Consider the following 20,359-nt stretch of genomic DNA (forward strand, 5'->3'; position numbering starts at 1 on the left):
CACCACCCGCCTGGCGTGATCGGCGCACGCCGTCCCCGCACCGCGAAAGGACCCCACTGTGCGCAGATCCCTGAGATCGTGGCTCGGCCTCGCGCTGAGCACGATCCTCGTGGCGGGCGGCATCGTCGCCGCGCCACCCACGGCCAGCGCCGCACCGTTCACCGTCCTGGTCTTCAGCAAGACCGCCGGGTTCCGGCACGGATCCATCACCCCCGGCATCGCCGCCATCCAGCAGCTCGGCGCGGCCAACGGGTTCACCGTCGAGGCCACCGAGGACGCCGCGCAGTTCACCGACGCCAACCTGGACCGGTTCGCCGCGGTGATCTGGCTGTCCACCACCGGGGATGTGCTCAACGCCGCCCAGCAGGCCGCGTTCGAGCGCTACATCACCGGCGGCGGCGGGTACGTCGGCGTGCACTCCGCCTCCGACACCGAGTACGACTGGCCGTGGTACGGCGGGTTGGTCGGGGCGTACTTCGCCTCGCACCCGGCCGAGCAGACCGTCACCGTCAAGGTCGCCGACCAGGTGCACCCCTCCACGGCTGGGCTGCCGCAGCGGTGGAGCCGGTTCGACGAGCTGTACAACTACCGCACCAACCCCCGGGGCAACGTGCACGTCCTGGCCACATTGGACGAGACCACCTACACCGGCGGAAGCATGGGAGCCGACCACCCGATCTCCTGGTGCCAGAACTACTCCGGCGGTCGGGCCTGGTACACCGGCCTGGGGCACACCGACGCGTCGTACAGCGAGGCGAGTTTCCGCCAGCACCTGCTCGGCGGCATCAGGACCGCGGCGGGGGAGGTCGACGCCGACTGCGGTGGCACCGTCACCAGCAGCTTCCAACAGGTGGAGCTGGCCAAGGGCGCGGCCGAGACCGGTGAGCCGATGAGTCTCACCGTCCTGCCCGACCGGGGTGTGCTGCACACCTCCCGCAACGGCGTGATCCGGCACACCGACGCCAACGGCAACACCAAGATCGCCGCCACCCTGCCGGTCTACACCGGGGACGAGGAAGGTCTGCAGGGCATCAAGGCCGACCCCAACTTCGCCACCAACCGCTGGGTGTACGCGTTCTACGCCCCACCACTGAGCACCCCCGGTGGTGGTGCGCCGGCCACCGGCACCCCGGCCGACTTCGCGGTCTGGGACGGCGTCAACCGGCTGGCCCGGTTCACCGTGAACGCGGACAACACCATCAACCTGGCCAGCGAGACGTTGATCCTCAACGTGCCGACCAGCCGGGGCATGTGCTGCCACGTCGGCGGCGACATGGACTTCGACGCGGCGGGCAACCTCTACCTGTCCACCGGCGACGACACCAACCCGTTCGACTCGGCCGGCTTCACCCCGATCGACGAGCGCGCCGGGCGCAACCCGGCGTTCGACGCGCAGCGCACCTCGGCGAACAGCAACGACCTGCGCGGCAAGGTGCTCCGGATCAAGCCGAGCGCGGCCGGTGGTTACACCATCCCGGCCGGCAACATGTTCGCCCCGGGCACCGCGCGGACCCGTCCGGAGATCTACGCCATGGGTTTCCGCAACCCGTTCCGGATGAGCGTGGACAAGGCCACCGGCGTCGTCTACCTCGGCGACTACGGTCCGGACGCGGGCACCGCCGACCCCAACCGGGGACCGGCGGGCAACGTCGAGTTCGCCCGGATCGACCGGCCCGGCTTCTACGGCTGGCCCTACTGCACCGCCCGTAACGACGCCTACAACGACTACACCTTCCCGTCCGGGCCGTCCGGGCCGAAGTTCGACTGCGCGGGCGGGCCGGTGAACAACTCGCCCAACAACTCCGGCATCACCCAGTTGCCCCCGGCGATCCCGGCCTGGCTGCCGTACGGCGGCTCCGGCTCGCCGCCCGAGTTCACCGGCGGCGGTCTGTCGCCGATGGGCGGGCCGGTCTACCGGTACGACCGCACCAGCACCTCGCCCGTGGCGTTCCCCGAGTACTACGACGGGACCTACTTCGCCGGTGAGTTCGGCCGCCGCTGGATCAAGAACATCAAGCTCGACTCGACCGGCCAACCATTGAAGATCAACCCGTTCCCGTGGACCGGCACCCAGGTCATGGACATGGAGTTCGGCCCCGACGGCGCGCTCTACGTCCTCGACTACGGCACCGGCTGGTTCAACGGCGACGCGAACTCGGCGCTCTACCGCATCGAGTACGCCCGCGAGGGCCGGGCGCCCGTCGCCAAGGTGTCCGCCACCCCGACCAGCGGCACCGCGCCGCTGACCGTGGCCTTCTCGTCGGCCGGCACGCTCGACCCGGACGGGGACCCGTTCACCTACGCCTGGGACTTCGACAACAACGGCACCACCGACTCGACGGCGGCGAACCCCAGCTTCACGTACACCACGAACGGGACCCGCAGCCCGACGTTGACGGTCCGGGACACCACCGGCAAGACGGCGACCGCGAGCGTGGTGGTCACGGTCGGCAACAGCGCCCCGGTGGTCACCGTGAACACCCCGTTGAACGGGCAGACCTTCGCCTTCGGGGACGCGGTCCCGTTCACCGTCACCGTCACCGACGCCCAGGACGGTGCGATCAACTGCGCCCGGGTGAAGGTGAACTACGTCCTCGGCCACGACTCGCACGGGCACCAGCTCGGCAGTGTGCAGGGCTGCTCCGGTGTCATCCAGACCTCGGCCGACGGCGAGCATGACACCGCGGCGAATATCTTCGGCATCATCGACGCCGAGTACACCGACCTGGGCGGCGGTGGTCAACCCGCGCTGACCACGCACACCCAGGCCGTCCTGCAACCCCGGGTACGTCAGGCCGAGCACTTCGGTGACTCGTCCGGCGTCCAGATCGTGGCAGGTGCGGCCGGGCACGGCGGCGCGGCGGTCGGCTACATCGACAACAACGACTGGATCTCGTTCCGCCCCTACAACCTGACCGGCGTCCAGTCGTTCAGCGCCCGGGTCGGCGCACCGGCCGGCGGCGGTGGCACGTTGGAGTTGCGGGTCGACTCGCCCACCGGCCCACTGGTCGGTTCGGCCACCGTCACACCCACCGGCGGGTACGCCACCTTCGCCACCGTCACCGGAGGGGTCACCGCCCTCACCGGCACCCGGACCCTGTTCCTGGTCTTCAAGGGCACCGGCCCGTACTTCGACATCGACGAGTTCACCCTCTCCACCAGCCCCGGTGGACCGGGGCCGGACCCGGACCCCGACCCGGATCCCGAGCCGGGCGCGAACCTGGCCCGGGGCAAGCCGGCGCGAGCGTCCAGCTTCGAGGGCGCCTTCACCGCGGCCAACGCGTTCGACGGCGTGGCCGGCACCCGCTGGGGCAGCGCGTTCAGTGATCCGCAGTGGATCGACGTGGACCTCGGTGCCAGCTACGCGATCAACCGGGTCAAGCTGACCTGGGAGGCGGCGTACGGCAGCGGCTACCAGATCCAGACCTCAGCGGACGGCGTCACCTTCACCACGATCCGCACGGTGACCGGCGGCGACGGCGGAGTGGACGACCTGACCGGGCTCACCGGCTCCGGCCGGTACGTCCGACTCCTCGGCACCACCCGGGGCACCGCCTGGGGCTACTCGCTGTTCGAGTTCGAGGTGTACGGCGGCACCGGCGGCCCGACCGGACCGACCGGCAACCTGCTCCTGAACAAGCCGACGACGACGTCCAGCAACGAGGGAGCCGACGTGACCGGCGCCCAGGCGGTCGACGGCAACCTCACCACCCGCTGGTCGAGCACCTTCTCCGACCCGCAGTGGATCCGCGTCGACCTCGGCAGCCCCACCGCCATCGGTCGGGTCAAGCTGAGCTGGGAGGCGGCGTACAGCAGCGCGTACCAGATCCAGACCTCGAACGACGGCACCACCTGGACCACAGTGAAGTCGGTGACCGGCGGCGACGGCGGGGTGGACGAACACACCGCGCTCAACGCCAACGGTCGCTACCTGCGGATCAACGGCACTGCCCGGGGCACCGGCTACGGCCACTCGCTCTGGGAGGTGGAGGCGTACACCAGCTGAACCACCACCGGAGTCCGCCCCCACCGTCGATTGGGCGGTGGGGGCGGACTCGCCTTGATCATGTGATGAAAAGTAGTTCCGCTGGTCCCCTGACGACTATTTGTCATCAACTGATCACGGAGCGGCCCTGCGCGTGGTCCGCCCCGGCGGGCCGCTGGTGGTGAGCAGCGGGCTGCCAGGCGTCGACGAGCGGCTTGGCGCCTTCTGCGCATGGTCGCCATACGCCGACCGTGGGCAGCCGCTGGGTAGGTGAGGTGGGAGGCTGCTCACCCGGTGCCTGGCGGCTGTCCATCACCGTCGCGGAACACCGCTCGGCTGACATAGTGCCGGGACTGCCGGTCGAAGCGTGCGAGCAGCTCACGGGCGGCAGGCGGGACGACCGAGGTCGACGGATCTCCGCCGGTGAAGGCGGACACCGCGGCGAAGTCCGTGAATGTCATGGCGGTGAGAAACTCGCTGCCCTCGGTGGGGTCCAGCTCCTGCGGGCAGCGACGCAGCACCCGAAGCTCGCGAAGCCCGTCCACGCCCCGGGCGAGGATCGTGGGTGCGATGTCCTGCGTCAGCAGCCGCTCGTAGGCGTCAGCAAGTGCGGGCCCCGTCCATCCGCTCCACAGTCGAAGAATCATGACAGCATGCTGTCGTTAGCGTAGTGGGCTGTCAATAGCCGGTACCATGCTGTTGATGACGGAACGGGAACGGATCGACGCGTACCGGCTGCTGATGGCGGACGTGTACGAGCTGGCGGGCGAGTCCCGGCGCTCGAGTGAGGAGCTCGCCCGCGAAGAGGGGCAAACCGCCGCGCGATGGCACGTGATGAGCGTGCTCTCCGACGGCTCCCGCACCGTCGCGAGCGCGGCGCGCAGACTCGGCCTGGCTCGACAGAGCGTGCAGCGGGTGGTCGACGACCTGGCCCGTGCCGCGATGGTGGAGTTGCACGACAACCCCGATCATCGCCGCGCGCCACTCGTGACACTCACCGAAGCGGGCCGGAACACGCTCACCGGCCTACTGCGACGCTCAGACGCCGATCGGCGGGAGGCCGTCGACCGGGCCGGCCTCAGCCTCAGCGATCTCGAGGACGCACGCGCGACGATCCGCAGGTTGGTGGACGCCCTGCAACGCCGGTAGCCCGCCGCCCGCACACCGATTGCTCGGCGGCATTCAGTCGTCGGCGACGGACACCGGCTCCGAGCCGATGCAGCGCACCTTCAACTCGTACTCCCGGTTCGGTCCCTCGAACGTGACCTCGACGTCGTCGTCCGGCCCCCGGTCCACGTCGCGGACCCGGTAGCCCTGCGCCGGCGCCCAGGACACGAGGCGTACGCCGCCGGTGCCGCACTCGACCACCGCCGTGCCGCCGTCGGTGGCGAACCCCCGGCGGACCCCGGCGCTCGGCGCGGCGCTCGTGCCCGGTGCGGTCGGGGCGGTGCCCGTCGTGCCGGTGGGCGTCGGCTCCGGTGCGGCGAGCGCCCGCTCGATCTCGGCCTCGCTGCGCACCCCACCCGGCGTGCCGGTGATGCTCTCGCCCACCAACCGGATCGCGCCCACCCCGATCAGGGTCGCCACGGCGGCGGTCGCCACCCACCCGGTGGCGACGAGGATCGAACGACGGCCCATGCTCCGACTATCCCCGATCCATCGTTGTCGTCGGCACATCCGGAGGCTAAGGCACGGTTAACGTGCGTCTCGTCGGCGGCGGCAGCGGTTAGCCTGCCACCTGTGGCCCGCCTGCTGCTGATCGAGGACGACCTGACCATCCGTACCCCGCTGATCCGTGCCCTTCGGGAACGCGGCCACGCGGTGGCCGCGGCCTCGACCGCGATGGCCGGGCTCCGCGACGCGCTGGAGGACCGGCCCGACCTCGTCGTGCTCGACCTGGGCCTGCCCGACCTGGACGGGCGCGAACTGCTGCGGATGCTGCGCGCGGTCAGCTCGGTGCCGGTCATCGTGGCCACCGCCCGCGACGACGAGACCGAGATCGTGCGGGTGCTCGACGCGGGTGCCGACGACTACGTGGTCAAGCCGTTCACCGCGGCGCAGCTCGACGCCCGCGCCCGTGCGGTGCTGCGCCGGGGCCCCTCGGGTGCCGACGCACCGGATCCGGCACTCGTGGTCGGTGGGCTGCGCGTGGACCCCCGGGCCCGGCAGGTCACCCTGGACGGGGTGGCTGTCGAGCTGACCCCCCGTGAGTTCGACCTGCTGCACCATTTGGCCGGCCGCCCCGGCCAGGTGGTCACCAAACGTGAGCTGCTCACTGAGGTCTGGCAGATCCCGTACGGCGGCGCGGACAAGACCGTCGACGTGCACCTGTCCTGGTTGCGTCGCAAGTTGGGGGAGAACGCCCAGCAGCCGCGCTACCTGCACACCGTGCGCGGGGTCGGGGTCCGCCTCGAAGCGCCGGCGGCGCAGCCGTGAGGGCACGTCTCGCGCTGCTGGTCGCCGCGGTCAGCGTGCTCACCCTCGTCGCGTTCCTGGTGCCGCTGGCGTTGCTGGTCCGTACCGTCGCGGAGGACCGGGCCACCGTCCGGGCCACCGCCGACGCGCAGAGCCTGGTGCCGGTCGTCGGCACCGCCGACGCGGCGACCATCCGGCTCACCGTGGAGCAGCTCGCGGCGGAGTCCGGACGGCCGGTGAGCGTCTTCCTGCCGGACGGGACGGTACTCGGCGCGCAGACCCCCCGTACCCCGGCGGTGGCCCTGGCCGCGCGCGGGCAGAGCCTCACCGGGGAGTCGGCGGACGGCCGTGAGGTGGTGATCGCCGTGCAGGGTCGGACGGACGGCACCGGCGTGATCCGGATCGCGGTGCCGCAGCACGAACTGACCGCCGGGGTCACCAGGGCGTGGCTGGTACTGGCGCTGCTCGGCGTGATCCTCGTCGTGATCGGGTTGCTGGTCGCCGACCGGTTGGCGCGCACCCTGGTCCGCCCGATCAGCGACCTCTCCGCCGTCTCCCACCGGCTGGCCAACGCCGAGTTGGACGCCCGGGTCACCCCCGCCGGTCCGGCCGAGCTGCGCGAGGTGGCCGGCGCGCTCAACCATCTCGCCACCCGCATCCAGGTGCTCCTGGTCCAGGAGCGCGAACAGGTCGCCGACCTGTCGCACCAGTTGCGTACCCCGCTGACGGCGTTGCGGCTGGAAGCGGAGTCGTTGCGCGACCCGGACGACGCCGCCCGGATCACCGCCGCGGCCGACGGTCTCGAACGCGCGGTCACCGGGCTGATCCGGCAGGCCCGGTGGCGTCACTCACCGGCCGCGCAACCGGCCGTCTCGGACGCCGCCGCGATCGTCGCCGACCGGGTCGCGTTCTGGTCGGTGCTGGCCGAGGACACCGGTCGGGCCGTCACCCTCGACCTGGCGTCCGGCCCCCTCCCGGTCGGTGTGGCCGCCGACCATCTGACGGCGGCGGTGGACGCGCTGCTCGGCAACGTCTTCGCGCACACGGCCGACGGCACGCCGTTCGCCGTCCGGCTCGCCCGCGACGCCGGGGACGTGGTCCTCAGCGTCACCGACGAGGGTCCGGGTATGCCGGCCGGCGCGGTCCGGCGGGGCGCGAGCGCTGCCGGTTCGACGGGCCTCGGTCTGGACATCGCCCGCCGCGCCGCGCAGTCAGCCGGTGGTCGCCTCGACGTGCGCGCCGGTGTGGGTGGCGGGACCCAGGTGCTGCTGCGGCTCGGGCCGCCGACGTCGTTGCCTCCGGCGTCGTTGCCGGAGGCATAGCCGCTGCGTTGCCGGGTAGCTGCCAGTCATGGCGCGGTATACGAAACCCGAGCTCAGAGAGCAGATCAAGGAAGAGATCAAGGCTTCCGACAAGGGCGGCAGGCCGGGGCAGTGGTCGGCCCGCAAGTCGCAACTGGTCACGCAGGAGTACAAGAGGCGCGGCGGGGGCTTCCTGGGCCCAAAGGACGACCGGCAGAAGGCTCTGCAGCGCTGGGGCAACGAGAAGTGGCAGACGAAGGAGGGCGACACCCGAGCCCGCCAGGGCGGCACGACGAGCCGTTATCTGCCCAAGAAGGCCTGGGACGAGATGTCGGAGAGCCAGAAGCGCGCGACCGACACCAAGAAGCGCGAAGCGTCCCGGACCGGCAAGCAGTACGTGGCCAACACCGGGCCGGCCAAACGGGCGCGTCGAGACGCCACCACGGCCGGGCGGATGACGGAGATGTCGGTCACCGACGCGGTCAAGCTCGTTCGTGGCCTCGACACCCGCCAGCTCAAGACCGCCCTGCGCAACGAGCGCGCCGGCAAGGACCGCAAGACGCTGGTCCAGCGGCTGGAGGCGGAACTCAACCGCCGCGGCTAGCCCCTCGCGCCGAGCAGGTCAGCGCGCCCCGCGCGCGCGGCTCAAAACATTGGACGTTCGAGCAGGGACGGCCGCAGAATCGGGCGATGAACCCGAGCGCGCTGACCGTCACGTCCATGACCACCGCCGAGGAGGCGGAGGCATTCCGGACGTTGAACGAAGAATGGATCTCCCACTTCTTCACGATCGAGGAGTCGGACCGCAAGACGCTCGACGACCCGTTCGCCGCCATCGTCGAACCGGGCGGCGACGTGCTGATCGTCCGCGACAACGGGAAGATCATCGGCTGTGTCGCAGTGGTCCGCAGTTCGGACGACGTGTTCGAACTGTCGAAGATGGCGGTGACCCCGGCGGTGCGCGGCAAGGGCCTCGGCCGACAGCTCATCGAGGCGGCGATCGAACGCGCCCGCCAGCTCGGCGCGGCCACCCTGTTCCTGGGCAGCAGCACCAAGCTTCCGAACGCCGTGCACCTCTACGAGACCGCCGGTTTCCAGCACGTCAGCCCCGAGCAGGTCCCGCTCCCGCCGTACGCCCGCGCCGACGTCTTCATGCGGATGGCGCTCTGACCCGTTCGGTCAGGCGAAGCCCGGGAGCTCGGCACCGGGCTCATGTCGATGGTCCGCCCGGTTCGCTGGCTCGCCTGGTTCCCCTGCTTAACCCGGCCTTAGCGTTCGGACAGTGCGGTGCTATCCCGGTATCGCCGATCCTCGGAGTCGACAACCGAGGAAAGGTGGAAACCACGATGAAGCGCACCAATCTGCTTCTGGCGACGGTCGGCGGGTCGGCGGTGCTGGCGGCGGCCGGGGTCGCGCTGGGCGTCAACGCCGCGAACGACTCGCGGTCGGGCGGCACGACCCTCGCCGCGGCGACCGTCGCGCCGACGCCCACGGACGCGCCGTCGGCCAGCGGCACGCCGTCGGCCGGCACCCCATCGGGTACGCCGTCGAGCGGCGCTCCGTCCACGGGCGGCGCTCCGGCGGGCAGTGCGGTCGACCAGCAGCGCGCCGGTGAGATCGCGCTCGCCAAGGCCGGTGGCGGTCAGATCGTCGAGGTCGAGGCCGAGGACGAGAACGGCCGTCCGGTGTGGAGCGTCGAGATCGTCGCGGGCGACACCGAGCACGAGGTGGACGTCGACCGGGACAACGGCTCGGTGGTCAAGGCCGAGCAGGAGCCGGTCGACGACGACGATGACAAGGACGACGAAGCGGACGACAAGGACGACGACGACTGATCGTCCGCTGCCGCCCGCTCGGGTCTCCTTCGGGCGGGCGGCTGATCGTCCGGTGCCGCCCCGGCCGGGGTTCCTGCGGGTAGGCGCCTGATCGTTTGGTGCCGCCGCCCGTCCGGGCTTTCTCCGGGCGGGGCGGCGGCAGGGTTCGGGGCCGACTCAGACGGCGACGCGTTGCTCCTGGACGGCCGGCTGATCCTGGGCGGATGGCTGGTCCTGGGCGAACTGGGTGCGGTACAGCTCCTGGTAACGGCCACCGGCGGCGAGCAGATCACTGTGCCGCCCTCGTTCGACGATCTGCCCGTCCTCGACGACGAGAATCTGATCGGCCGCCCGGATGGTGGAGAGCCGGTGTGCGATGACCACGCTCGTCCGGCCGGTCAGGGCTTCGGCGAGAGCGTCCTGGACCGCCGCCTCCGAGGTGGAGTCGAGATGCGCGGTCGCCTCGTCGAGGATGACCACGCGGGGGCGGGCCAGCAGCAGCCGCGCGATGGTGAGCCGTTGCCGCTCCCCGCCCGACAATCGGTAACCGCGTTCCCCGACGACGGTGTCGAGCCCGTCCGGGAGTGAGCGGATCAGCTCGTCGAGCCGGGCCCGGCCCAGCACGTCCCACATCTCGTCCTCGGTCGCGTCCGGGCGGGCGAACGCCAGGTTGGCGCGGATGCTCTCGTGGAAGAGGTGCCCGTCCTGGGTCACCACACCCAACGCCGTCCGGATCGACTCGGACGACAGGTCGCGCACGTCGACGTCGGCGAGTTTCACCGCTCCGTCCTCGACGTCGTACAGGCGTGGCACGAGCTGCGCGATGGTCGACTTGCCCGCCCCGGAGGAACCGACGAGCGCGACCATCTGCCCCGCCTCGGCGCGGAACGACACACCGTGCAGCACGTCCTCGCCGCCGCGCGTGTCGAGCTTCGCCACGTCCTCCAGGGACGCCAGCGACACCTTGTCCGCCGAGGGGTAGCCGAACCGTACGCCCTCGAACTCCACGGCGACCGGCCCGTCCGGGAGGGGCCGGGCGTCGGCCTTGTCGAGGATCAACGGCTTGAGGTCGAGGACCTCGAACACCCGCTCGAAGCTCACCAGCGCACTCATCACCTCGACCCGGGCGCTGGCCAGCGACGTCAACGGCGCGTAGAGGCGCGACAGGAGCAGTGCGAGGGCGACCACGGTCCCGGCGTCGAGGCTGCCCCGTAGGGCGAAGAGGCCGCCCAACCCGTACACCAGGGCCAGCGCCAGCGAGCCGACAACGGTGAGCGCGGTGATGAAGACCCACTGGAGCATCGCGGTACGCACGCCGATGTCGCGCACCCGTCGGGCCCGTGCCGCGAACTCGGCGGACTCCTCGGTCGGCCGCCCGTACAGCTTGACCAGCGTGGCCCCGGGCGCGGAGAAGCGTTCCGTCATGCGGGTGCTCATGGCCGCGTTGTGCTCGGCCGCCTCCCGCTGCAACCGGGCGAGCTTCGACCCCATCCGCCTGGCGGGAAGCACGAAGATCGGCAGCAGGACGAGCGCCAGCACCGTGATCTGCCACGAGAAGGTGAGCATCACGGCCAACGTCAGGATCAGCGTGACGGTGTTGCCGACCACGCTCGACAGGGTGTCGCTGAAGGCCCGCTGCGCGCCGATCACGTCGTTGTTCAACCGACTGACCAGCGCACCGGTGCGGGTGCGGGTGAAGAACGCCACCGGCATGCGCTGGACGTGGTCGAAGACCGCCGTCCGGAGCTGCACGATCAGTCCCTCGCCGATGCTCGCGGAGAGGAACCGCGTCACCAGACCCAGGCCGGCCTCGGCGAGCGCGATCAGGGCGATCAGCACCGCCAGCCGGATCACGACACCGCTGTCGGCGCCGTCCACTATCGCGTCGACCACCCGCCCGGCGAGGACCGGCGCCGCGACCGTGAGCACCGCCGTCACCACACTCAACAGCAGGAACCTGACGATCAACCCACGGTGTGGTCGCGCGAACCGCGCGATGCGCTTCAACGTCGCGCGGGACAGCGGACGCTCGTCCTGCGCGTTCATCGCGTGGTGCAGAGACATCCACGCGGTAACTTCCATGCTCATGCATTACCTCCGATATCGCAGGCTAGGACCTCACCCGAGCTTGAGGTCAAGTCATTTCGACGGGCGGGGATGCGCTCCGACCTCCGACCCGACCGATGCGCGCAGGCAAACGGCCTCACCCGAGCCGCCATACTGTCGGTCGTGGACGTGCGCGGCGACGACGGATGCCGCCTGTGGGTCGAACAGGCCGGAGCGGGGTCGCCGCTGGTGTTCTGTCACGGCGGCCCAGGCCTGTGGGACTATCTCGGCCCGGTAGCCCGGCTGCTCGACGAGAACGCTCGTATCATCCGCTGGGACCAGCGCGGCTGCGGACGCTCGCAGCGGCGCGGACCGTACCGTCTCGACCGCTTCGTCGCCGACCTCGACGCGGTACGAGACCAGGTGGCCGGGCCGCGAACGGCTCTCCTGGGTCACTCCTGGGGCGCACACCTCGCGTTGCGGTACGCCATCGAACATCCCGAGCGAGTCAGCCATCTGATCTACGTCTCCGGGACCGGCATCGACCCCGATAACGGCTGGCACCCGCACTACAAGCGGAACCTGAGGCTGCGGCTCGGGCCTCAACTGGACCGGTGGGAGGCCCTCAGCGCCCACGCCCGTACGCCTGCGGAGGAACGTGAGCAGGCGGTCCTCCAGTGGTCGGCCGACTTCGCCGAGCAGCGCACAGCACTCGACCACGCGGAGAGGATGGCCACGCCATGGCTGGGCATCAACCGCGAGTGCAACCAGGCCCTCAACAGGGAAGTCAAGCAGGAACTCCGCAATTCCGACATGGTCCGGCAGTGTCGGGCGCTGGAACTGCCCGTGCTGATCATCTGCGGCACCGAGGACATTCGTCCCCGCTGGGCCGTCGACTCGTTGCACCACGCGTTGGTGAACAGCCGACGAGTGAGCCTCGCCGGAGCCAGCCACCATCCGTGGGTCGAGAAACCGGACGATTTCCGTCGAGCGGTGACTGACTTCCTGAAGCAATAGGCCTCTTCATAAGGGAGGCCGACCAAGTCTTATGCAGCAGGCCCCTGGGGCCGCCAGACTTTCAGCCACTGACCGTGGGTCCTGAATCCGCGACAGCGCTGGTCCGGACGGACTGGTCTGTCGACCCGGCAGGCTGCCAGTCGTCGCGCGCCCTCCTACGTTCGTCGGTGGTAGTGGTTGCGGCGGGGAAGCTGGTCGGGGTCGAGCCAGGCCGGTGGCACGAACTCGGGCCGCCCATCGTCGCCGAGGCGCACTGTCCACTGGCTGTGGTGGACGTGTCGGTGGTGGTGGCCGCAGAGCAGGACGGCGTTGGTGAGGTTGGTGGGGCCGCCGTCGGCCCAGTGGCGAATGTGGTGGGCGGCGCACCAGCGTGGTGGTCGGTCGCAGCCGGGGAACGCGCAGCCGCCGTCGCGTAGCACGAGGGCTCGTCGCAGCGGGCCGGTGATGAGTCGGCGTTGTCGACCCACGTCGAGGACCTGGCCGGCGCCGCCGAGGACGGCGGGCAGAATGGTGGCGTCGCAGGCGAGCCGGCGCACCGTGTCGGGGGTGAGGTGGAGGCCGATGTCGAGGGCGCCGGCGCCCAGCTGCCGGGTCAGCGCGTCGAAGCTGGTGGTCACGACGATCTGGGTGGGGTCGCCGCCGCTGTCGGGCAGCTCGCCGGTGCGCAGCGCGAGTCGGCAGACGTCGGCGAGGGCGTCGTGGCGGCGTTGCCCCGGGCTGCGGGCGTCGTCGGGTCCGGCGGGTGCGCTGAGTGGGTCGATCGCGGCGCGCAGCAGACCGGCGGCCTCCGCGTCGAGGATGCCGGTGAGCCGCAGCCGCCCGTCGGTCTGCTCGGACAGGGTGAGGTGTCGGTCGCGGGTGGCGCGGGCGTCCTCGGCGGCGAGGGCAGCTTTGGCAGCGGCGTCGGCGAGATCGGGGGCGACGTGGTCGAGGATGCGGGTGCCCATCCGACGCAGCAGGGTGGGGTCGAACTGCCCGGCCCACTCGACCAGCACGCCGACGGCCTTGTCGGCCACCTCGGCGCCCGCCGTCACCGTCACGGTGGTGGCCGTGTCGGCGATGACCCGCGCCTGCCCCTGGGTGACGGCGCCGTCGGCCAGCGCGTGTCGGATGGCGGGGTTGCCGGTGTCCAGGGTGGTGGCGAGGTCGACCAGGCGGCGGGCGGCGGGAACGGTCATGCGCAGTCGTTCGCGTAGCCACACGGCGGTGGTGGAGGCGCCGTGGGCGCGGGCGGTGCCGCGGCCGTCGATCTCACGGACCAGGGTCAGGGTGACGGCGGCGAGGCGTTGCTGCAGGCGGTGCGCGGCGTCGAGCGCGGCGATCAGTTCATGCTCGGTGAGAGGCCAGGCGGCCGCGTCGACGCAGGCGGCGACCGCGTCGTCTGCCTGCGCCAACTCCTCGACCATGACCAGAGACTAGAACAGGTGTACGACAAACTTCAGTCATCAAGATCGATCGCCGCCAGGCGGGGGAGCAGAGGTCCCTGAGGGGTGTTGTCAGGCGATGACGTGGTCGACGGAATCGCGGGTGCGGTGATCGACAGATTGGGGTGGGTGCGTCGCCATTGCCACTCGGCCGGCGGTGACGGTCACAGGCCGGCGTGCATGGTCAGGCTCTGCCGCAGGTGGAGTTTCGGCCGGGACCCGACGATCGAACCGACGACCTCGCCCCCACGGAACACCAGCAGCGTCGGCAGGGACATGACCCCGTATCGCCGGGTGGCCTGCGGGTTGTCGTCGGAGTTGAGCTTGGCGATGACCATCCGGTCGCCGAACTCCTGCGCCAGCTCGACGAGACTCTTCTCGATCATCTTGCACGGCGGGCACCACTCCGCCCAGAAGTCGACCACGACGGGCCGGTCGCTGGTCAGCACCAGCTCGGCGAACGTGTCGTCGGTGACGGTGATCAGGGAGCTGACGCTCGTTTCCTGGGGCATGTGTCCTCCCGGTGCGCGATGGCGTGGGTGAGCTGGGTGTGCAACTGCTGACGGACCGCTCCGAGCCGATCGAGGTAGTCGTCGACCTCGGCGAGCTTGCGTCGCAGCACCAGCACGGAATCGGGACAGACGTCGCCGGACGCGTTGCCCGCCCGCAGGCAGGCGACGAACGGACGGACGTCGTCGAGGCCGAAGCCGACGTCGAGCAGCGCGCGGATCTCCTGGACGACCCGTAGCTCCGCCTCGTCGTAGACGCGGTATCCGTTCGCCGAGCGCTGCGGGTGTACCAACCCGTGGGCTTCGTAGTAACGCAGCGTCCGGGTGCTCGTGCCGGTCCGTTCCGCCAGCTCGCCGATCAGCATCAGACCTCCTCGACCAGCCTGCCGCGACCAGGCTAAACCTTGTCGTCAGCGTCAAGGCAAGACTGCTCCCGGCCCCGAGCACGACTCGGGGCGCCGCCGAAGCGGCGCCCTGAGCGTGCGTGCGTCAACCGATGCGGAACTGGTCGCCGTAGACGGCGAAGACCAGCGGCGTGTTCAGGTTGAAGTTGCCGTTGTTGAGGAACACCCGCTGGGCGGTGTCGACGCGGGAGGTGTCGGAGTGGGCCTCCTCCTTCTTCATCTCGATGACCCGCTCGTCGAGGAACGCGTTGAGCCAGGTCCGCTCGTCGCCGCCCTGGGCCGGGGGCTTCGCCCGGGCGAGGGCGCGGTTGCGGATCTGACGCATGCCCTCGTACCCGTGCATGACGGCCGCGTCGTAGTAGGCGAACTGGCCGAGCGCCCGGACCTGGTCGTTCTTGCCGTCACGGACCGACGGGTTGAAGTAGACGCGGTCCCGCTCGGCCTCCTGGGCGGCCCGGAAGACCGAGTCGTCGGCCGCCGTGCGCCAGTCGCGGGGGAAGTTCGGGTCGAGGCCCGAGTGCGAGGGGGTGCCGTTGACGGCGCGCAGCGCGGGCAGGTAGCCGGCCAGCACGTTGCCCGGCTTGGTGTTCGTGTACGCCTGGACCAGTTCGAGCATGTCGCCGGTGCCGGAGCAGAAGCCGATGATGCCGGCGGTGTAACCGCGTCCGTCGCCGATGTCCTCGATGTAGGAGAACTGGGCACGCCAGTCGAGGGAGGAGTTCTCCGCCGCCGAGACGAGCTGCATGGCGACGTCCTTCTTCGTCGGGTCGTCGAGGTTGGTCCCGGCCGGGGTGGTGGGCGGCGGGGTGCTGCCGCCGCCGGGCAGGGTCCACTGCTGGTTGGAGGTGCCGCCGCAGGTCCAGATCTGCAACCGGGCGCCGTTGGCGGTGCTGCGGTCGGTGACGTCGAGGCACTTACCGGAGCCGGAGTTGACGAGAGCGCCGTTGCTGGCGGTCCACTTCTGCGCGGCGGTGCCGTTGCAGTCGTACAGCTGGATCTTGGCACCGTTGGCGGTCGACGCGGCGGTGACGTCGAGGCACTTGCCGAGCGCGCGGATCGAGGTGTCGGTGTTGCCGACGGTCCACGTCTGGGCCGCGCTGCCGTTGCAGTCGTAGAGCTGGACGGCCGTGCCGTTGGCCGAGTTGGCGCCGGCCACGTCGACGCACTTGCCGGCGAGGCCGGTGATCGGGCCGGCGGTGGCGGCGCTCGCCGACGGCAGGCCGTAGCCGACGGCGGCGACACCGATCAGCAGGGTGCCGGCGACATAGGCGGCTGTTCTTCTGTGCACCATGGGGGTCCTCGGGGAAGGGGCGGCGCGCCGCCGGCCGGTCGGTGGCCCGGCGCGGCCCATCGGCCCCGGCGGGCACCGCGAGCAACAGGAAACTGTATTAACAGATATCAGTACGTCGGTGGGCCGTCAATCGACGTCAGCCGTCCGTGACGAGGCATGTTCACCTCGTTGACGGCTACCCGAGAACTCGATGCCCGGACCCCACAGTTAGATGTCGTCAGCAGTGCCGCGTCCCGAGCGAACCGACCTGGGACGGCACCGAGACGCAAGGAGTGCTCCATGGCAGTCGACCCCCGCCGTACCCGGCCGCTCCGGGCCACGGCCGCCGCCGTGCTCGCCGTGGCGGCGCTGTCCGCCTGCGGCGGCCCTGACGGCGCCGACCCGGTCGGCGCGCCCGCCGCGAGCAGCGCCGCCGCGCCGATGGACGCGGCGGCCCCGCCGGTCAAGGGCAAGCTGCGCGGGTACGGCACGGTCCGGCAACTCACCGAGACCGCGGACCTGGTGGTACGGGGTGAGGTCGAGCCGACCGGTTTCCGGGTCGACGAGGTGCTGCGCGCGGCCGCCGGATCGACCGTGCGGGCCGGAGCGCACATCACGCTCGCCGGCCTGCCCGGAGGCGTGCCGGACATGGCCCACATGTCCGCGCTGGAACCGGGTCAGGTCGCGGTGCTCTACCTCGCCGAGGACCCGGCCGCCCCGACGTTCCGCACGCTCAGCGGGGACTTCGGCGTGTTCGACGTGACCGGGGCCGGTGACGACGCGGTCGCGGCGTCCCGCTCGCAGGCCATGGCGGTCAGCGGCCTGGTCACCGAGGACCCGGCCGCGTCGGGCCACGGCTTCCGCACCACCCTCGGCCAACTCCGCGCCGTCGCCGCCCAGGTCGAATAGCACTGCTGGAACGCGGACGGCACCCGCCGGGTGCCGTCCGCGTGCTCACTGCTCCCGGTAGGTGGCCAGGTCGAAGTCGGCGTACGCGCCGTCGCCGCCGAGATCCTGCACCCACAGGCCGAGGAACGACCCGGTGAAGCCCCACGCCGCCGGCTCACCGTCGATGATCAGCGCGGCGTGCTCGTCGGACAGGATCGTCGCGTCCAGGTCGACGCCCGCGGGCTGCCAACCGGCGCCGAGGTCGTAGTCGAAACGCACCACCGGCCCGTCGAACACGGCCCGCAGGCCGACCCGGGTGACGCCGCCGACGTCAACGGTCAGATCCGGGTACGGGGTGCGCCTCCCGTTGTCGGAGCTGAGCAACTCCAGCACCGTCCGCCCGTCGTCGTCGCGGGTCACGTAGAGGTGGTGCCAGTTCAGGGTGTTGTAGTACGCCGTGATCCCGGCGAGCTGCCGGTGGTCGGCGGGGTCGAACTCCACCACGGTCTCCAGCGAGCAGTGCATCGCCTCGACGCGTCGCGCGACCAGGCTCGGGGCCTGCCGCCCGACCGGCGACTGCCCGCCGTGGATCCGCAGGTACGACGGGCGGGCGTGCAGGTCGACCCAGTCGGTGGTGGCCGGTCGGCGCAGCGTCGACCAGCACAGGCCCAGCTCGGGGGCGTCGAAGTGGTCGGTCTCGGGCTCCGCCGGCCACGGGTGCGCGGGCAGGTCGGGTGCGACGACCTCGTCCGCCGGGACCCCTCCGGCGATCTTCGGCCACTCACCCGACGGCCACTCGACCCGCTGGATCGCGGTCTCCCGGCCGAGCACGCAACTGCCCAGCGGGGAGTAGGGGCGGCCCACCAGGTGGGCCAGGTACCACTCGTCGGTCTGGGTGCGAACCAGGCTGCCGTGACCGGCCTTCTGCAACCGCAGGTCAGGGCGACCGACGGAGGTCAGCAGCGGCCCGTCCGGATCGACCTCGTACGGCCCGAACAGCTCCCGGGACCGCGCCACGGTGACCTGGTGCTCCCAACTGGTGCCGCCCTCGGCGGTGATCAGCCAGTACCACCCGTCGTGGCGGTAGATGTGCGGGCCCTCGGTGAGGCCGACCGCGGTGCCGGTGAACAGCATGCGCGGGCTGCCGACCAGCCGACGCTCGGCCCGGTCGTACTGCTGGATCTCGATGCCGCCGAAGCGGTCCCGGCCGGGTCGCCAGTCCGCGCTCATGCTCAGCAGCCAACTGGTGCCGTCCTCGTCGTGGAACAGCGCCGCGTCGAAGCCACGCCCGTGCAGTTTCACCGGGTCCGACCAGGGGCCGGCGATGTCCTCGGCGGTGACCAGGAAGTTCTGCGGATCCCAGTAACCGCTGGCGAAGCTGGCCACGTCGCTGTAGACGAGGTAGAACAGACCGTCGTGGTAGGTCAGGTCGGGTGCCCACACGCCGTTGGAGTCACCGCAGCCACGCAGGTCGAGCAGGCGGCGGTCGGTGATGACCCCGCTCAAAGTGCGCCAGTTCACGAGATCACGCGAATGGTGCACACGCACGCCCGGATACCACTCGAAGGTCGAGGTAGCCAGGTAGTAGTCGTCGTCGACCCGCAGGATCGACGGATCCGGGTGGAATCCGGCGAGGACGGGGTTGCGGATCGACCGGGTAGCGGTCGCCACGTTAGCGATGTCGGTCGACACGAAGGGCTCCTCTGGACGGGCTGTCTGGAACTTCCGGAAACTTGCGGTCCCGGATCGCTGAAAGTCCTGCCTACGCTAGCCGGTCTTTTCGCGATAGGACAGAGGGCTTGACCGTTGCGGAAACAGCTCGTAGCGTGCCCGCCATCGACCGGTAATACCGGCGAAGCTTTTGAAAGTTCCGGAGATCCATAGGTTCCCACCACGCCGGCCCGGCCGGCAACCGAGCACCCCGTGAGTTACCGAAGGGATGGATCATGACCTCGCACCTTTCCCGCCGAACGCTGCTCGGCCTCGCCGGTGCCGGCGCCGGCGCGTACCTGCTGAGCGCCTGTAGCGGTGACGGCGAGTCCAGCGACCCGAACGCCCCGCAGACCATCAACTGGTGGCACATCCAGAACACCGACCCGATGCTCCCGGTCTGGCAGGCGATGGCCAACGAGTACAAGTCCGCGCACAGCAACGTCACGTTCACCATCCAGCCCCTGGAGAACGAGGCGTTCAAGGCCAAGCTCACCACCGCCACCCAGGCGGGCGACCCGCCGGACCTGTTCCAGTCCTGGGGCGGTGGCGTGCTGAAGCAGCAGGTGGACGCGGGCCTGGTCAAGGACCTCACCGACGACGTCAAGGACCTGGTCAAGGGCATCCTGCCCGCGGCCATGGAGCCGTACACGATCGACGGCAAGATCTACGGCATTCCGTTCGACATCGGCATGGTCGGGTTCTGGTACAACAAGGAGCTCTTCACCCGCGCCGGCATCACCGAGACCCCCACCACCTGGACCGGCGTGCTCGACGCGGTCCGCAAGCTCAAGGCCGCCGGCATCACTCCGGTCGCGCTGGCCGGCAAGGACAAGTGGCCGGCCCACTTCTACTGGTCCTACCTCGCGATGCGCATCGGTGGTGTCGACGCGCTGCAGAAGGCCGTCGACAGCAAGAACTTCGACACCCCCGACCTCGTCGCCGCGGGTGAGCGGCTCAAGGAACTCGTCGACCTGCAGCCGTTCCAGAAGGGCTTCCTCGGCGCGGAGTTCGGTTCACCCGACGGTCAGGCCGCCACCATGGGCAACGGCAACGCCGGTATGGAACTGATGGGGCAGTGGGCACCGGCGGTGCAGGCGTCCAGCTCCACCAGCAAGAAGGGCCTCGGCGACAAGCTCGGCTTCTTCCCGTTCCCCTCCGTGGACGGCGGTAAGGGTGCCGCGACCGAGGTCTTCGGCGGTGGCAACGGCTTCGCCGTCGGTAAGGACGCGCCGGCCGCCACCATCGACTTCCTGAAGTTCCTGCTCAGCGTCGAGAACCAGAAGCGCTCCGCGCAGACCGGCGCGGTGAACCCGACGGTCACCGAGGCCACCTCGGCCATCAGCGACCCCAACAACAAGGCCGTCGCGGAGGCCCTGGCCAAGAACACCGGCTTCCAGCTCTACCTCGACCAGGCGTACGCGCCCGCGCTCGGGCAGCAGATCAACGACAGCGTCGCGGAGATCATCGCCGGCAAGAAGTCCCCGGCGGCGATCGTCAAGGACATCACGCAGGTGGCGAAGACCGTCTGATCGTGACCCGTCACCCGTTCGTAGCCGGCCGTAGAACCCGAGTG

The 20,359-nt window shown here is 70.6% G+C and carries 18 protein-coding genes; 10 read left to right on the forward strand and 8 right to left on the reverse strand.

The window, feature by feature from the left end; translation table 11 throughout:
- Positions 1 to 58 precede the first annotated feature (58 nt).
- The gene (locus tag O7617_RS25850; protein WP_282258722.1) at positions 59 to 4,006 is read left to right on the forward strand and encodes a ThuA domain-containing protein; all 3,948 of its coding nucleotides are present in this window, start codon (positions 59 to 61) and stop codon (positions 4,004 to 4,006) included.
- Between the two features lie 266 nt (positions 4,007 to 4,272).
- On the opposite strand, the gene O7617_RS25855 is transcribed toward O7617_RS25850, so the two are convergent.
- Positions 4,273 to 4,632, reverse strand: a complete 360-nt coding sequence (locus tag O7617_RS25855) for a hypothetical protein (RefSeq protein WP_282258723.1) — start codon at positions 4,630 to 4,632, stop codon at positions 4,273 to 4,275.
- A 55-nt stretch (positions 4,633 to 4,687) separates the two neighbouring features.
- On the opposite strand from O7617_RS25855, the gene O7617_RS25860 reads away from it, so the two are divergent.
- Complete coding sequence (locus O7617_RS25860) at positions 4,688 to 5,134, forward strand: MarR family winged helix-turn-helix transcriptional regulator (RefSeq protein WP_282258724.1); 447 nt, start codon at positions 4,688 to 4,690, stop codon at positions 5,132 to 5,134.
- A 33-nt stretch (positions 5,135 to 5,167) separates the two neighbouring features.
- Here the strand turns inward: O7617_RS25860 and O7617_RS25865 are convergent, their stop codons facing one another.
- Positions 5,168 to 5,623 (reverse strand): septum formation initiator, encoded by a 456-nt coding sequence (locus O7617_RS25865; RefSeq protein WP_282258725.1) that lies wholly within the window; start codon positions 5,621 to 5,623, stop codon positions 5,168 to 5,170.
- Between the two features lie 102 nt (positions 5,624 to 5,725).
- Between O7617_RS25865 and O7617_RS25870 the strand changes: the two genes are divergently transcribed.
- From O7617_RS25870 to O7617_RS25890, 5 genes are all read left to right on the forward strand, one after another.
- Positions 5,726 to 6,421, forward strand: coding sequence for a response regulator transcription factor (locus O7617_RS25870; RefSeq protein ID WP_282258726.1), 696 nt, complete (start codon positions 5,726 to 5,728; stop codon positions 6,419 to 6,421).
- A complete protein-coding gene (locus tag O7617_RS25875; RefSeq protein WP_282258727.1) occupies positions 6,418 to 7,722 on the forward strand; it encodes a HAMP domain-containing sensor histidine kinase in 1,305 nt (434 codons plus the stop codon). Before O7617_RS25870 ends, O7617_RS25875 begins: the two co-directional genes overlap by 4 nt.
- Before the next feature lie 28 nt (positions 7,723 to 7,750).
- On the forward strand, positions 7,751 to 8,305 hold the full coding sequence (locus O7617_RS25880; protein ID WP_282258728.1) for a DUF5872 domain-containing protein: 555 nt from the start codon (positions 7,751 to 7,753) through the stop codon (positions 8,303 to 8,305).
- A gap of 86 nt (positions 8,306 to 8,391) precedes the next feature.
- Positions 8,392 to 8,871 carry a GNAT family N-acetyltransferase gene (locus tag O7617_RS25885; RefSeq protein ID WP_282258729.1) on the forward strand — a complete coding sequence of 160 codons (480 nt, stop codon included), beginning with the start codon at positions 8,392 to 8,394 and terminating at the stop codon, positions 8,869 to 8,871.
- Positions 8,872 to 9,047: 176 nt separating this feature from the next.
- Positions 9,048 to 9,536 carry a PepSY domain-containing protein gene (locus tag O7617_RS25890; protein ID WP_282258730.1) on the forward strand — a complete coding sequence of 163 codons (489 nt, stop codon included), beginning with the start codon at positions 9,048 to 9,050 and terminating at the stop codon, positions 9,534 to 9,536.
- A gap of 156 nt (positions 9,537 to 9,692) precedes the next feature.
- Here O7617_RS25890 and O7617_RS25895 read toward each other — a convergent pair whose 3' ends face one another.
- Entirely contained in the window at positions 9,693 to 11,579 is a 1,887-nt protein-coding gene (locus O7617_RS25895) for an ABC transporter ATP-binding protein (protein WP_282264873.1), read from the reverse strand.
- Positions 11,580 to 11,744: 165 nt separating this feature from the next.
- On the opposite strand from O7617_RS25895, the gene O7617_RS25900 reads away from it, so the two are divergent.
- Complete coding sequence (locus O7617_RS25900) at positions 11,745 to 12,578, forward strand: alpha/beta hydrolase (RefSeq protein ID WP_282258731.1); 834 nt, start codon at positions 11,745 to 11,747, stop codon at positions 12,576 to 12,578.
- Positions 12,579 to 12,733: 155 nt separating this feature from the next.
- Here O7617_RS25900 and O7617_RS25905 read toward each other — a convergent pair whose 3' ends face one another.
- From O7617_RS25905 to O7617_RS25920, 4 genes are all read right to left on the reverse strand, one after another.
- Positions 12,734 to 13,984 (reverse strand): HNH endonuclease signature motif containing protein, encoded by a 1,251-nt coding sequence (locus tag O7617_RS25905; RefSeq protein ID WP_282258732.1) that lies wholly within the window; start codon positions 13,982 to 13,984, stop codon positions 12,734 to 12,736.
- 182 nt (positions 13,985 to 14,166) lie between these two features.
- Positions 14,167 to 14,514, reverse strand: coding sequence for a thioredoxin (trxA, locus tag O7617_RS25910; protein WP_282258733.1), 348 nt, complete (start codon positions 14,512 to 14,514; stop codon positions 14,167 to 14,169).
- Positions 14,484 to 14,876, reverse strand: coding sequence for a MerR family transcriptional regulator (locus O7617_RS25915; protein WP_282258734.1), 393 nt, complete (start codon positions 14,874 to 14,876; stop codon positions 14,484 to 14,486). The genes trxA and O7617_RS25915 overlap by 31 nt, the downstream gene beginning before the upstream one ends.
- A 124-nt stretch (positions 14,877 to 15,000) precedes the next feature.
- Positions 15,001 to 16,206: a chitosanase gene (locus O7617_RS25920; protein ID WP_282258735.1), complete on the reverse strand. Its 1,206-nt coding sequence runs from the start codon at positions 16,204 to 16,206 to the stop codon at positions 15,001 to 15,003.
- Positions 16,207 to 16,485: 279 nt separating this feature from the next.
- Between O7617_RS25920 and O7617_RS25925 the strand changes: the two genes are divergently transcribed.
- Positions 16,486 to 17,094, forward strand: coding sequence for a hypothetical protein (locus tag O7617_RS25925; protein ID WP_282258736.1), 609 nt, complete (start codon positions 16,486 to 16,488; stop codon positions 17,092 to 17,094).
- A gap of 45 nt (positions 17,095 to 17,139) precedes the next feature.
- Here the strand turns inward: O7617_RS25925 and O7617_RS25930 are convergent, their stop codons facing one another.
- Complete coding sequence (locus tag O7617_RS25930; protein WP_282258737.1) at positions 17,140 to 18,765, reverse strand: glycoside hydrolase family 43 protein; 1,626 nt, start codon at positions 18,763 to 18,765, stop codon at positions 17,140 to 17,142.
- Positions 18,766 to 19,019: 254 nt separating this feature from the next.
- Here O7617_RS25930 and O7617_RS25935 point away from each other — a divergent pair, with 254 nt between their 5' ends.
- On the forward strand, positions 19,020 to 20,315 hold the full coding sequence (locus tag O7617_RS25935; protein ID WP_282258738.1) for an extracellular solute-binding protein: 1,296 nt from the start codon (positions 19,020 to 19,022) through the stop codon (positions 20,313 to 20,315).
- The last annotated feature ends 44 nt before the right edge of the window (positions 20,316 to 20,359 follow it).

It is taken from the genome of Micromonospora sp. WMMD1155, from assembly GCF_029581275.1.
GTDB lineage: Bacteria > Actinomycetota > Actinomycetes > Mycobacteriales > Micromonosporaceae > Micromonospora.

Excerpts from the sequence above, each read along its gene's own strand:
- O7617_RS25880 (WP_282258728.1), top strand. The coding sequence starts at position 7,751 with ATGGCGCGGTATACGAAACCCGAGCTCAGAGAGCAGATCAAGGAAGAG.
- trxA (WP_282258733.1), bottom strand. The coding sequence starts at position 14,514 with ATGCCCCAGGAAACGAGCGTCAGCTCCCTGATCACCGTCACCGACGAC.
- O7617_RS25860 (WP_282258724.1), top strand. The coding sequence starts at position 4,688 with ATGACGGAACGGGAACGGATCGACGCGTACCGGCTGCTGATGGCGGAC.
- O7617_RS25890 (WP_282258730.1), top strand. The coding sequence starts at position 9,048 with ATGAAGCGCACCAATCTGCTTCTGGCGACGGTCGGCGGGTCGGCGGTG.
- O7617_RS25865 (WP_282258725.1), bottom strand. The coding sequence starts at position 5,623 with ATGGGCCGTCGTTCGATCCTCGTCGCCACCGGGTGGGTGGCGACCGCC.
- O7617_RS25895 (WP_282264873.1), bottom strand. The coding sequence starts at position 11,579 with ATGTCTCTGCACCACGCGATGAACGCGCAGGACGAGCGTCCGCTGTCC.
- O7617_RS25905 (WP_282258732.1), bottom strand. The coding sequence starts at position 13,984 with ATGGTCGAGGAGTTGGCGCAGGCAGACGACGCGGTCGCCGCCTGCGTC.
- O7617_RS25915 (WP_282258734.1), bottom strand. The coding sequence starts at position 14,876 with ATGCTGATCGGCGAGCTGGCGGAACGGACCGGCACGAGCACCCGGACG.
- O7617_RS25935 (WP_282258738.1), top strand. The coding sequence starts at position 19,020 with ATGACCTCGCACCTTTCCCGCCGAACGCTGCTCGGCCTCGCCGGTGCC.
- O7617_RS25885 (WP_282258729.1), top strand. The coding sequence starts at position 8,392 with ATGAACCCGAGCGCGCTGACCGTCACGTCCATGACCACCGCCGAGGAG.
- O7617_RS25855 (WP_282258723.1), bottom strand. The coding sequence starts at position 4,632 with ATGATTCTTCGACTGTGGAGCGGATGGACGGGGCCCGCACTTGCTGAC.
- O7617_RS25920 (WP_282258735.1), bottom strand. The coding sequence starts at position 16,206 with ATGGTGCACAGAAGAACAGCCGCCTATGTCGCCGGCACCCTGCTGATC.
- O7617_RS25925 (WP_282258736.1), top strand. The coding sequence starts at position 16,486 with ATGGCAGTCGACCCCCGCCGTACCCGGCCGCTCCGGGCCACGGCCGCC.